The organism is Pseudomonas sp. GW821-FHT07G06 (assembly GCF_058986625.1).
The window spans coordinates 366,090-378,712 of the sequence record NZ_JBYSVW010000002.1; the positions used below are offsets into that span (position 1 = coordinate 366,090).

General features: G+C 61.8%; 9 protein-coding genes and 1 pseudogene. 2 read left to right on the forward strand and 8 right to left on the reverse strand.

Annotated elements, in window-relative coordinates; all coding sequences use genetic code 11:
- Positions 1 to 38: 38 nt before the first annotated feature.
- Positions 39 to 1,100, forward strand: a pseudogene (locus tag AC3WJW_RS05150) (methyl-accepting chemotaxis protein); the annotation flags it as partial.
- Between the two features lie 141 nt (positions 1,101 to 1,241).
- On the forward strand, positions 1,242 to 1,955 hold the full coding sequence (locus AC3WJW_RS05155) for a methyl-accepting chemotaxis protein (protein ID WP_371317841.1): 714 nt from the start codon (positions 1,242 to 1,244) through the stop codon (positions 1,953 to 1,955).
- Positions 1,956 to 2,155: 200 nt separating this feature from the next.
- Here the strand turns inward: AC3WJW_RS05155 and mdoH are convergent, their stop codons facing one another.
- From mdoH to hutI, 8 genes are all read right to left on the reverse strand, one after another.
- On the reverse strand, positions 2,156 to 4,726 hold the full coding sequence (mdoH, locus tag AC3WJW_RS05160; RefSeq protein ID WP_104451122.1) for a glucans biosynthesis glucosyltransferase MdoH: 2,571 nt from the start codon (positions 4,724 to 4,726) through the stop codon (positions 2,156 to 2,158).
- Positions 4,719 to 6,533: a glucan biosynthesis protein G gene (locus AC3WJW_RS05165; protein ID WP_493725329.1), complete on the reverse strand. Its 1,815-nt coding sequence runs from the start codon at positions 6,531 to 6,533 to the stop codon at positions 4,719 to 4,721. Before AC3WJW_RS05165 ends, mdoH begins: the two co-directional genes overlap by 8 nt.
- 321 nt (positions 6,534 to 6,854) lie before the next feature.
- Complete coding sequence (gene dtd, locus AC3WJW_RS05170) at positions 6,855 to 7,292, reverse strand: D-aminoacyl-tRNA deacylase (RefSeq protein WP_015093112.1); 438 nt, start codon at positions 7,290 to 7,292, stop codon at positions 6,855 to 6,857.
- Positions 7,289 to 8,260 carry a prolyl aminopeptidase gene (gene pip / locus AC3WJW_RS05175; protein WP_095964593.1) on the reverse strand — a complete coding sequence of 324 codons (972 nt, stop codon included), beginning with the start codon at positions 8,258 to 8,260 and terminating at the stop codon, positions 7,289 to 7,291. The genes dtd and pip overlap by 4 nt, the downstream gene beginning before the upstream one ends.
- A gap of 104 nt (positions 8,261 to 8,364) precedes the next feature.
- On the reverse strand, positions 8,365 to 9,270 hold the full coding sequence (locus tag AC3WJW_RS05180) for an alpha/beta hydrolase (RefSeq protein ID WP_493725330.1): 906 nt from the start codon (positions 9,268 to 9,270) through the stop codon (positions 8,365 to 8,367).
- A gap of 155 nt (positions 9,271 to 9,425) precedes the next feature.
- Positions 9,426 to 10,382: a choline ABC transporter substrate-binding protein gene (locus AC3WJW_RS05185; RefSeq protein WP_493725331.1), complete on the reverse strand. Its 957-nt coding sequence runs from the start codon at positions 10,380 to 10,382 to the stop codon at positions 9,426 to 9,428.
- Positions 10,383 to 10,592: 210 nt separating this feature from the next.
- Positions 10,593 to 11,396, reverse strand: coding sequence for an N-formylglutamate deformylase (gene hutG / locus AC3WJW_RS05190; protein ID WP_493725332.1), 804 nt, complete (start codon positions 11,394 to 11,396; stop codon positions 10,593 to 10,595).
- Between the two features lie 10 nt (positions 11,397 to 11,406).
- Positions 11,407 to 12,612 (reverse strand): imidazolonepropionase, encoded by a 1,206-nt coding sequence (gene hutI, locus AC3WJW_RS05195; protein WP_104451129.1) that lies wholly within the window; start codon positions 12,610 to 12,612, stop codon positions 11,407 to 11,409.
- Positions 12,613 to 12,623 lie beyond the last annotated feature (11 nt).

Below are 12,623 nucleotides of genomic sequence, written 5' to 3' on the forward strand. Positions count from 1 at the left end.
TCCCCATAAAACCAAATTGTGGTCCGGGGAGTTTCAGCATGTACCAATGGCTAGCCGAGAATCTGGGAAACGTCAGCGTCAAACGCAAGCTGGGGATCGGCTTCGGCCTGGTGCTGTTACTGACCCTGCTGATCACCTTCACCGGTTGGAGCGGCCTGAGCGGCGTCACCAGCCGTGGCGATAAACTGGGGTTCATCGCCAGCCTCAACGACCTGACCAAGGACCTGCGCATTGCACGCCTGGATTACGAGATGCGTCGCGGTGAACAAGGTCCCGGTGCCGTCAACGATCTGCTGGGCAAACTCGAAAGCGGCCTGCAGACCGCCCGCGGCCTGATCGAACAACCGGCTGACACGGCCATGGTCGATCAACAACTGGCCGCTGTCGCCGAATACCGTCGTGCCTTCAACGACATGACCCAAGCGGGTGCCCAGCGTGAAGATGCCCGCAGCAAACTCGGCGCCACCGCCGACAACGCCGTAGCCCGTGTCGCCGAAGTGGAAAAATCCATGCTGCAAGGTGACAGCGTCGTAACGTTCAATAGCGTGATCGACCTGAGCAAACTGATTCAGCAGGCGCGCTTCCAGGTTCGTGGCTACACCTACAGCGGCAAGAGCGAAGCCGAACAGCCAGCCTTCGACGCGATCGACAACGCCCTGAAGAACCTCGAGAGCCTGCCGGCCAAACTGCCTGAAGAACACATCGCCAACCTGCAACAGGCGACTGATTCACTCAAGGCCTACCGCGCCGCCGTCAGCCAGTTCCGCGACTCCCAGGTAGCCAGCGCCAAGGCCCTGGTACGCATGTCCGCCCAAGGCGACATCCTGTTGGACATGAGCCAGAAACTCACCGTCTCGCAAACCGTCGTGCGTGACAGCGACGCCGCCCACGCCAAGAACATGCTGACCCTCGCCACCGTTCTGGCCATCGCCTTCGGCCTGCTGGCCGCCTGGGCCATCACCCGGCAGATCATCATTCCGTTGAACCAGACCCTGGCCGTCGCTGAGCGCGTTGCCAGCGGCGACCTGACCCACAACCTGACGTCGCAACGTCGCGACGAACTCGGCCAGCTGCAGCGCGCCATGCAGAGCATGACCCAGGGCTTGCGCGAACTGATCGGCGGCATCAGCGATGGCGTCACGCAGATCGCCAGCGCCGCTGAAGAGCTGTCGGCGGTCACCGAGCAGACCAGCGCCGGGGTCAACAGCCAGAAAGTCGAGACTGATCAGGTCGCGACGGCCATGAATGAAATGGCCGCCACCGTGCAGGAAGTGGCGCGCAACGCCGAAGAGGCCTCCGAAGCGGCCGTCGCCGCCGACCAGCAGGCCCGTGAGGGCGATAAAGTGGTGGGCGAAGCCATCGCCCAGATCGAACGCCTGGCCGCGGAAGTCGGCCACTCCACCGAGGCCATGGGCGAACTCAAGCGCGAAAGCGACAAGATCGGCAGCGTGCTCGACGTGATCAAGTCCGTGGCCCAGCAAACGAACCTGCTGGCACTCAACGCCGCGATTGAAGCCGCCCGAGCCGGTGAAGCCGGACGTGGGTTTGCCGTGGTCGCAGACGAAGTCCGCAGCCTGGCCCAGCGCACCCAGAAGTCCACCGAAGAGATCGAAGAGCTGATCGTCGGCCTGCAAAACGGCACGCAGCAAGTGGCGACCATCATGGACAACAGCCGCACTCTGACCGACAGCAGTGTCGAACTGACCCGCCGCGCCGGTGGCTCACTGGAAAGCATCACCCGCACCGTCTCGGCGATTCAGGCGATGAACCAGCAGATCGCCGCTGCCGCCGAACAGCAAAGCGCCGTGGCCGAAGAGATCAACCGCAGCGTGCTGAACGTGCGGGATGTGTCGGACCAGACCTCGGCAGCCAGTGAAGAGACCGCAGCCTCCAGCGTTGAGCTGGCACGACTGGGGACGCATTTGCAGATGCTGGTGGGCAAGTTCAGGGTTTGAGGTGATCTGCAGACCTCGGCTCACTCAGGACCGAGGTGATGCCTTCGCGGGCAAGCCCGCTCCCACACTGGAATGCGGCCCCTTGTGGGAGCGGGCTTGCCCGCGAAAGCGATCGACCAGACACTGCTGTTACCGAATTTTCTGCAAGCTCAAGAACAAACTTCAAGCCATAAAAAAACCCGCTTTCGCGGGTTTTTTTATCATGCCAACTGAGGCTGTTCGCTCATCGGCTTGAGCGGTAGCAACGGTGCATGGGGGTCGGCCTGGACCGACTTGCGCCATGCGCCCAGCCACTCGGCATGCCCTTCGCTCCAGACCTGCTCGTGCAAGCGAGCCAATGCCACCGGGTCGCTCAACAGTTGCACACGCTCATTGTTGGTCAGGCCTTCAGGTCCAACCTTCATCGCGTGCCGCACCCGCTCGATCCGCAACCACTCGATCGGCTCAGCCTGATTGTGCCGCGAGGTCGCCAGCGAGCACGCCAGGGCGTTCTGCTGTGGATCGACCACCGAACGGACGAAGCCGTCGTTCAGCGCGTGCCAGCGGTTTTCATGGGTGTACTGGTCGGTGGCCAGCAAGGCCTGCGGCGGATTGTATTCCTCAGGGATCAGGAACAGGCTCTCGTCACGGGACTTCAGGCCCAGGCCGACGCGGCTGGAGATCACCGACACCGGGATCGACAGCATCAACGAACCGACGATCGGCACCAGCCACCACAGGAAGCTCGGGTTCAGCCAGATCACCAGCATGGCCCAGAAGAAGCCCAGCAGGGTTTGCGGACCATGGCGCTTGATCGCTTCGCTCCACGGAGTGGAGTCGTCGTCACGCTGCGGCGAGTTCCAGGTCGCGGCCCAGCCGAGGAACGCGGCGAGGACGAAACGGGTGTGGAAGATCATCCGCACCGGTGCCAGCAGCATGGAGAACAGCATCTCCAGCAGCATCGACAGGGTCACCTTGAACTTGCCACCGAACTCTTTCGCGCCCTTGGCCCAGATCAGGATGATGCTCAGCAACTTCGGCAGGAACAGCAGCACGATGGTGGTCGAGAACAGCGCAATCGCCTTGTCCGGGTGCCATTGTGGCCACAGCGGATAGAGTTGGCGCGGTTCAAGGAAGTACTGCGGCTCCATCAGCGTGTTGACCGCCAGCAGCGCGGTCGACAGCACCAGGAAGAAGAACCACAACGGCGCCGACAGGTAGGACATCACGCCGGTCAGGAACACCGCGCGATGCACCGGGTGCATGCCTTTTACCAGGAACAGGCGGAAGTTCATCAGGTTGCCGTGACACCAGCGACGGTCACGCTTGAGTTCGTCCAGCAGGTTCGGCGGCAGTTCTTCATAGCTGCCCGGCAAGTCGTAGGCAATCCACACGCCCCAACCGGCACGGCGCATCAGCGCGGCTTCAACGAAGTCGTGGGACAGGATCGAGCCAGAGAACGCGCCTTTACCGGGCAACGGCGCCAGGGCGCAGTGGTCGATGAACGGCTTCATGCGGATGATCGCGTTGTGGCCCCAGTAGTGCGACTCGCCCAGTTGCCAGAAGTGCAGGCCGGCGGTGAACAGCGGGCCATACACGCGAGTGGCGAACTGCTGCATGCGCGCATACAGGGTATCCATGCCCGACGCCCGTGGCGCGGTCTGGATGATCCCGGCGTCCGGCGTGGCTTCCATCAGGCGCACCAGACTGGTCAGGCACTCACCGCTCATCACGGAGTCGGCGTCGAGTACGACCATGTACTTGTAGTCACCACCCCAGCGACGGCAGAAGTCGTCGAGGTTGCCGCTCTTGCGTTTTACGCGACGGCGACGGCGGCGATAGAAGATCTTGCCGAACCCACCGGCTTCGCGGCAGACGTCCAGCCAGGCCTGTTGCTCGGCCACACAGATATCGGCGTCGTTACTGTCGCTGAGGACGAAGAAATCGAAGCGGTCCAGGTCACCCGTGGCCGCGACCGACTCGAAGGTCGCCCGCAGGCCGGCGAATACCCGAGGCACGTCCTCGTTGCAGATCGGCATCACCAGTGCGGTGCGCGCATCCTTTGGAATCGGCTCGTTACCGGCACTTTTACCGGAGATACGGTATTTATCGTGGCCGGTCAGCAACTCGAGGAAGCCCATCAGCGCGGTCCAGAAACCGGCCGATACCCAACAGAACAGAATCCCGAACAGGATCAGGATGCTGGTCTGCAAGGCGTACGGCAGCACTTGCGTGGCGGTTTGCAGCAGCGGTTGGTGCAGCACTTCGTTGAGGTCGACGAACGACCAGCCCTGGTACGGCATGATGCCTTTCATGTACCAGCCGGCGACGATGGTCTGGCCGAGCATCAACAGCAACAGAATGTAGCGACGGATCGAGCCGACGGTACGCCAGCGCGCAGCCGGCAGTACACGCTCGTCCTTCGGCGGCTTCGGCGGATTGGTACGACCGGTCATCCGCCGCCAGCCACGCACCAGAATGTTGGTGCGCCACGGCTCCGGCACGACCTTGGTCCGCCGGATCGGCGGGGTCGCCTTGAGGCAGACCCGGCCGTTGGCGTCGAGCACCAGCATTTCCGCGTCCTGCAGCTCTTCGGCGGTACTCAGGGTCAGGCGTTTGCCGACCGAAGCCTGGGCGGCTTCGGTCGGGGCGTCGAACGTCGAAGACGACAGGCGTTCGTGCAATTCGCTGAAAGACTGGCAGCCCGCGAGTTCCGCGCGCTGCTCGTCGGTCATCGGCAGATGCGCCAGATACTCGGAAAGAGTTTCTGGCCGTACTTGAGAGTTACTCATCGGCAGGCAACTGATAGCTCCAGGTCTCGGTCAGGACTTCTTCAGTCGGCGCCGATTCCGGTGTGGCTGGGGCCGCGTCGGCAGCGACTGGCTGCTTGGCGTCTTTATTGGCCTTGTCCTTGGCATCTGCAACAGGCTTCGCTTCAGCCTGCTTGGCCTCCGCTTGCTTGGCTTCCTTGTCTGCTTTCTCTTGTTGCTTGGCGGCAACCTTGTCGGCCTTGGCAACCGACGAGTTGGACGACGGAATCGAGGTCTTGGCCAGGTCCGCCGGCACGATGTTCTGCACCAGCGCGGCACGCATCTCGGTGGCCTTGCTCGGATCCTTGATCTTCATCCGCAGGGTCAGGCGCCAGCCCTTGGTTTCAGGGTTGTAGCGAACACTGTTTTCCACCAGCTCGGCGTTGTCGCCGACGCTGACCTGGCTGCGAACCTCGGAGTCGGCCGGCAACGCTGCCAGGGACGGGCCTTCGAAGTCCACCAGGTAGGCAACGCTGCCGTCCGGCTGACGAATCAGGTTGGACTGCTTGACGTCACCGGTCGAACGCAGAGTCTGCTTGACCCAGGCGCTGTCCGGCGCGTGAATCGCCGCTTCGTCCATGGTCCAGTGCATACGATAAGCGACATCGAGCGGCTGGCCAGGTTCCGGCAATTTTTCCGGGTTCCAGAAGGCCACGATGTTGTCGTTGGTTTCGTCGGCGGTCGGAATCTCGACCAGGTCGACAGTGCCCTTGCCCCAGTCACCCTTCGGCTCGATCCAGGCGCTTGGGCGCTTGTCGTAGCGGTCGTCGAGGTCTTCGTAGTGGCTGAAGTCGCGGCCACGTTGCAGCAGACCGAAACCGCGCGGGTTTTCCACGCTGAAGTTGCTCACCGCCAGGTGTTTCGGGTTGTTCAGCGGACGCCAGATCCACTCGCCGTTGCCGGCATGAATCGCCAGGCCGCTGGAGTCGTGCAGTTCGCGGCGGTAGTTCAGTACTTTCGACGGCTGGTTGGCGCCGAACAGGAACATGCTGGTCAACGGGGCGATGCCCAGTTTGCCGACCTTGTCACGCAGGAACATCTGCGCCTTGACGTCGACGATGGTGTCGCTGCCCGGACGCAGGGTCAGGCGATAGGCGCCGGTGGCACGCGGAGAGTCCAGCAGGGCGAAGATCACCAGGTGCTTGTCGCCTGGCTTGGGCTGTTGAATCCAGAATTCGCGGAAACGCGGGAATTCTTCACCGGACGGCAAGGCAGTATCAATGGCCATGCCGCGAGCGGACAAGCCATAGACGTGACCCTTGCCGACGACGCGGAAGTAGCTCGCGCCGAGCATGGTCATGATTTCGTCTTGCTTGTCGGCCTTGTTGATCGGGTACAGCACACGGAAACCGGCATAACCCAGCTGTTCGGTGGCCTTCGGATCGAACTGCATGTCGCCGAAGTCGAAACGACTCGGGTCGTATTTGATCTCTTCGACGGTGTTCGCGGTGATTTCGTTGATTTTCACCGGCGTATCGAAATGCATGCCCTGGTGATAGAAGGACAGCTTGAACGGCGTCTTCTGATCAGCCCATTCGGCTTTTTCCGTCAGAAAACGAATTTTCTGATAGTCCGCGAACTTCATGTCGCGGAACTCGTTCGGCAGGTTACTGCGCGGCGCTTCGTATTTCTGCGCGGCCAGCTCTTTTGCCTTGGCCGATACATCATCCAGACTGAATGCCCAAAGCTGGCCGGCGCTGAGCAGGCAGAGCAGTGCAGAGCCCGCTACCAGGGCGCTGCGTAACCGTTTGGCAGACAATTTTGGTGCGTTACAGGGACTAACAATCACGAGCAACCCTCGCCGAAAACAGATCAAAAAACCAACGGCCAGTTAAAGGGTCTGCAGGGTGTACGGTATGAAAAAACCGCCCTTGCAAACCACTCTTGCCAAGTTGGCGAGCATTGTTCCGACTCCGCTGGGGCGAAATGATTCCCCAATCGGATCCAGACAAGTCTCTACCTAAGTCAAAATGGACCAACGAACGCTGATCCCCGTAGCGCGCGATTATCTAGTAGGCCGCGTTACAACGCATCAGGGGTAACAAAGTATTTATCGCGATAAAGCCCTGTTTTCAGTCGAAATGAGCGTAAAAACTTGTTTCAAGCGCTTTCAGGTCTGTAACAGGAAGGTGACCGGGCCATCATTGACCAGGTGCACCTGCATATCCGCGCCGAATCTACCTGATGCCACAGTGCCATGCACCTGTTTCGCTTTGCTTAATAGATAGTCGAACAATTCCTCTCCCAACGCCGGAGGGGCCGCAGTCGAGAAACCCGGACGCAGCCCGCTTCTGGTATCGGCAGCCAGGGTGAACTGAGAGACCAGCAGCAGCCCGCCGCCCACATCCGCCAGGGACAAATTCATCTTGCCCTCAGCGTCACTGAACACCCGATAGTTAAGCAGCTTATTAAGAAGTTTGTCGGCGCTGGCCCGCGTATCGTCTGGCTCAACGGCCACCAGGACCAGCAGTCCCTGATCAACGGCACCCACGACTTCGCCGGCAACCTCGACTCGCGCGCCACGCACCCGTTGCAGCAGGCCCTTCATGCCTCGTCAGGCGCCAGGTCGAGCAGACGCCGGGCCATCTGATCGGCGGCGCGGACCAGCGCGTCGGTGATGCCCGGTTCGGAAGCGGCATGACCGGCATCGCGGATGACCTGCAGTTCGCTGTTCGGCCAGGCTTGATGCAATTCCCAGGCGTTATCCAGCGGGCAGATCACGTCATAGCGGCCATGGATGATCACGCCGGGCAAATGGGCGATCTTGCCCATGTCGCGGATCAACTGGTTCGGTTCCAGGAAGGCGTGGTTGCTGAAGTAGTGGCATTCGATGCGGGCAATCGACAATGCACGCTGTGGCTCGGAGAAGCGATCGACCACCAGCGGGTTCGGACGCAGGGTCGCAGTACGGCCCTCCCAGGTGGACCAGGCCTTGGCCGCGTGCATCTGGGCAATCTGGTCGTTGCCGACCAGACGCTTGTGGAACGCGGTGAGCAAATCGCCGCGCTCGTCCAGCGGGATCGGCGCGATGTAGTCCTGCCAGTAATCGGGGAACAGACGGCTCGCGCCAGCCTGATAGAACCATTCGATTTCCTGCGGACGGCACAGAAAAATCCCGCGCAGGATCAGACCGTGTACGCGCTCAGGATGGGTTTGCGCATAGGCCAGCGCCAGGGTCGAACCCCAGGAGCCGCCAAACAGCACCCACTTGTCGATGCCCAGGTGCTGGCGAATCCGCTCCAGGTCGGCGACCAGATCCCAGGTCGTGTTGTTTTCCAGGCTGGCGTGGGGAGTGGAGCGACCGCAGCCGCGCTGGTCGAAGGTAACAATGCGATACAGATTGGGATCGAAGAAGCAACGACTCTGGGCATCACATCCGGCACCGGGGCCGCCGTGGATGAACACCACCGGCAAACCTTCCGGTGAACCGCTTTCGTCGACATACAGCGTGTGGGTCTCGTCGACGGCCAGATCGTGCCGGGCGTAGGGTTTGATCTGCGGGTACAAAGTCTGCATTGCGCACTCCGTATGGGGTCGAGGTCATCCCTGGGGGGACTTCTATTATTCTGCCGTCCGGCATCATAAACCCGAATTACGTCAATGAGCATGCCCTGGCGGAGTCAGAGTTTTGCCGCCAGGTATCCGAACAGGGTCTGGTACAGCTCATCGACCTCGGCCACCTGCCCGCGGGCCCGCAAACAGCCATGAACCAGGCCCTCGCCGACATACAGCGTGGCAGCCCCGCCCGCAGCGTTCAGTCCCTCGGCATACCGCACGCCGTCATCACGCAACGGGTCGAACTGCGCCACGGCGATCCAGGCCGGTGGCAATCCCCTGAAATCCGTGGCGAGCAATGGCATGGCGTAGGCGCTCGGCTGGCGGGTGCCGCGCAGGTAAAGGGCGTGATAACAATCGACGTCACTACTGCTGAGTAACGGCGCGTCGATGCACTCACTGCGTGATGGCAGCCGGTGATCGCCGCCCAATCCCGGATAGATCAGAACCTGCGCGCACGGCAACAGCTCGCCGGCATCACGCAGTGCCAGGCACAACGCTGCTGCGAGATTGCCACCGGCACTGTCACCGGCCACCAGCATGCGCTCCGGATCAAGTTGAAACGGCCCGGTGCGCAGCGCTCGCCAGACCTTCAGGCAATCATCGAACGCAGCGGGGAACGGATGCTCCGGTGCCCGGCGATAATCGACGGCGATCACCAGCACACCGAGTGTCGATGCCAGTTCGGCGCAGATGAAATCGTGGGAGTCCAGGTCCCCCACCACCCAGCCGCCGCCATGCAGGTAAACGATGCACGACGTACCGCTGACGGGTGGCTGATAGGAGCGAACAGCAACGCCGGACAACACGAAGTCGACCACATACAACCCGGCGGGACGTGCCGGAGTAAACGCCCTGCACATCTCGCTGTAGGCCTGGCGCAATCCGGCGAGGCTGCTGTCGGTGCTGTTGAAACTGACGGTTTTCTCGACGAATGCCGTCATCTGCCTGGAAAGCGGGTAAGAAGCCATGAGCCGGGTGCCCGTTCAGGGAAATGTGTGGGACCCACCCTGTGGGAGCGAGCCTGCTCGCGAAGAGGCCGGCACATCCAACATCAATGTTGACTGTCAGACCGCCTTCGCGAGCAGGCTCGCTCCCACAGGTATTGCACAAATCAGACGGGGGGTCAGTTCTTCAGGCTGGCCTGAACCGTGGCGATGCCGTCCTTGCCATCGAAACTGCTGACACCCGCCAGCCAGCGCTGCAGATCTTCGGGATGCTCGCGCAGCCATTTTCTGGCGACATCCTGAGCCGTCTGGCGCTCCATGATCGGTACCATCAGCTGGCTTTCCTGGGCAGCGGTGAACGTCAGGTTCTCCAGCAACCGATTGACGTTCGGGCAGCGCTCGGCGTAATCCGGGGCGGTGACAGTGGATACGGTCGCCGCACCTTCGTTCGGCCCGTACACGTCTTCGCTGCCGGTCAGGTAGTCGATCTTCATGTTGATGTTCATCGGGTGCGGGGTCCAGCCGACGAATACCACGAACTCCTTGCGATTCACCGCCCGCTGCACGGCTGCCAGCATCCCGGCCTCACCGGACTCGATCAGCTTGAAGTCCTTCAGGCCGAAGTGATTGGTCTCGATCATCGTCTTGATCGTGGTGTTGGCACCGCTGCCCGGCTCGATGCCGTAGATCTTGCCGCCGAGCTGGTCTTTGAACCTGGCGATGTCGGCGAAGGTTTTCAGGCCCGCCGCTGCCACATAGTCAGGGACCGCGAGGGTGGCCTGGGCATCGGCCAGGCTCGGCTTGTCCATGACCTTGACCTGATTGGCAGCCACGAAGGGTGCGATGTTTTTATCCATCGCCGGTTTCCAGTAACCGAGGAAGATGTCGAGGCGCTTGTCGCGGATGCCGGCAAAGATGATTTGTTGTACGGCGCTGGTTTGCCTGCTTTCGTAGCCCAGACCATTGAGCAGCACATCGGCCATGCCACTGGTGGCAATCACATCGGTCCAGTTGACCACGCCCATGCGCACGGTCTTGCAGGAGGGATCATCAGCGGCCAGGACGCTGGTGCTCAGGAAAGCGGTGCCGCAGAGGATTGAGAGACAGCGGGCGAACAGACCTTTGGGGCTAGTCATAGAGAGTATTCTCGTGCGGCAGCGGATTATTATCGGGCCGGTGTCTTTGTGCACCGTGGCCAGAACAATACGCAGCAGACGAGCGGTAAAAGCGACCTGTGGCGACCGTGTTTTGCACGGTGGCGACAAAAAAGATCGCAGCCTTCGGCAGCTCCTACAGGTAAACGCGAATCCCATGTAGGAGCTGCCGCAGGCTGCGATCTTTTGATCTCAAGCGCCGTAGCGCTGCTGCCCCCACGCGAGCAAACCTTGCAGCAACTCCTTGAGCACCACCCGCGTAGGCTCCGCCAGATCCGCCCGATAACGGAACGGCTCGAACTCTTCCATGTACGTGCACTGCCCGAGTTCCAGTTGCACAGCGTGGATGTTCTCGCCCGGGTTGCCGTAATGACGGGTGATGTGGCCGCCCTTGAAGCGTCCGTTCAACACATGGGTGTAGTTGTTGTGGCGCGCGCAGATCGCTTCCAGTCGGGTCGCCAGCTGAGGATCGCAACTGGCGCCATTGAAGGTGCCGAGGTTGAAGTCCGGCAGCTTGCCGTCGAACAGGTGCGGGATAATCGAACGGATCGAATGCGCATCGAACAGCAGCGCATAGCCGAACTCGGCCTTCAGTCGCGCCAGTTCCTGCTGCAGGGTGCTGTGGTACGGCGTCCAGATCTTTTCCAGATAGGTTGCGCGCTCCTCTTTCGAAGGCTCCAGCCCTTCACGGAATAACGGGATACCGTCGAACAGCGTGGCCGGATACAGGCCGGTGGTCGCGCCGACGTACAGCGGCTTGTCGTCGGACGGACGGTTCAGGTCGATGACGAAGCGCGAGTATTCGGCGGCCAGGGTGCTGGCGCCCAGTTCGCTGGCAAAGTCATAGAGTTGAGGGATGTGCCAGTCGGTATCCGGCAGGCTTTTCGCGTCGGGGATCAATCCAGCCTCGACCGCAGGCGTCAGACGTACGCCAGCGTGAGGCATGCTGATCAGCAGCGGTACGCGGCCTTGTTTGAAGTTAAGTACCTTATCCACAACGGCTCTCCTACAGATGTGTCTCGACGCCGTGGCGCACGACGCGTTTTTCCAGGTCGCCGCCCAGCCAGTACGACAGGTCGGCCGGACGATCGATTTGCCAGGCGACGAAATCCGCGACCTTGCCGGCTTCCAGCGAGCCGTGGGTATCGGCCATGCCCAGCGCGGTAGCGGCGTGAATCGTGGCACCCGCCAAGGCTTCTTCCGGGGTCATGCGGAAGCAGGTGCAGGCCATGTTCAGCATCAGGCGCAACGACAGTCCCGGTGAGGTGCCCGGGTTGAGGTCGCTGGCGATGGCGATTTTCACGCCGTGCTTGCGCAGGGCATCCATCGGCGGCAATTGGGTTTCGCGCAGGAAGTAAAAGGCCCCGGGCAACAACACCGCGACGGTACCGGACTCAGCCATGGCGATGGCGTCGTCTTCGGTCATGAACTCCAGGTGATCGGCGGACAACGCGTGGTAGCGCGCCGCCAGGCTCGAGCCGTGCAGCGAGGACAATTGCTCCGCGTGCAGCTTCACCGGCAAGCCCAGTTCCCGGGCGGTGATGAATACGCGCTCGACCTGCGCCGGCGAGAACGCCAGGTATTCACAGAATGCATCCACCGCGTCGACCAGCCCTTCGGCCGCCAGGGCCGGGAGCATGTCGGCGCAGATGTGATCGATGTAGTCGTCGGCGCGATCGGTGTATTCCGGCGGCAAGGCGTGAGCGGCCAGACAGGTGCTGCGCACGCTGACGGGCAGTTCGGCACCGAGGCGACGGGCCACGCGCAGCATCTTGCGCTCGTTGGCCAGGTCCAGGCCGTAGCCGGACTTGATTTCGATGCTGGTGACGCCATCGCGCATCAGGCTTTTCAGGCGCTTGGCGGCACTGGCGAACAGTTCGTCTTCGCTGGCCGCGCGGGTGGCGCGCACGGTGCTGGCGATGCCACCACCGCTGGCGGCGATTTCAGCGTAGCTGACGCCTTGCAGGCGCTTTTCGAATTCACCGCTGCGATTACCGCCGAACACCGTGTGGGTGTGGCAGTCGATCAGTCCCGGGGTGACCCAGGCGCCTTCAAGATCGTTGACGGCCGGGTAATCCCCCGCCGGCAGTTCAGCGCGCGGGCCGATCCACTCAATGAGCGCGCCTGACGTCACGATGGCCGCATCCTCGATGATCGAGTAGACGCCTTGCGCCATGGTTGCGACGTGACAGTGTTGCCAGAGCGTTTTCATCCTTGGCCTCC

Excerpts from the sequence above, each read along its gene's own strand:
- AC3WJW_RS05155 (WP_371317841.1), top strand. The coding sequence starts at position 1,242 with ATGAATGAAATGGCCGCCACCGTGCAGGAAGTGGCGCGCAACGCCGAA.
- mdoH (WP_104451122.1), bottom strand. The coding sequence starts at position 4,726 with ATGAGTAACTCTCAAGTACGGCCAGAAACTCTTTCCGAGTATCTGGCG.
- dtd (WP_015093112.1), bottom strand. The coding sequence starts at position 7,292 with ATGAAGGGCCTGCTGCAACGGGTGCGTGGCGCGCGAGTCGAGGTTGCC.
- pip (WP_095964593.1), bottom strand. The coding sequence starts at position 8,260 with ATGCAGACTTTGTACCCGCAGATCAAACCCTACGCCCGGCACGATCTG.
- AC3WJW_RS05180 (WP_493725330.1), bottom strand. The coding sequence starts at position 9,270 with ATGGCTTCTTACCCGCTTTCCAGGCAGATGACGGCATTCGTCGAGAAA.
- AC3WJW_RS05185 (WP_493725331.1), bottom strand. The coding sequence starts at position 10,382 with ATGACTAGCCCCAAAGGTCTGTTCGCCCGCTGTCTCTCAATCCTCTGC.
- hutI (WP_104451129.1), bottom strand. The coding sequence starts at position 12,612 with ATGAAAACGCTCTGGCAACACTGTCACGTCGCAACCATGGCGCAAGGC.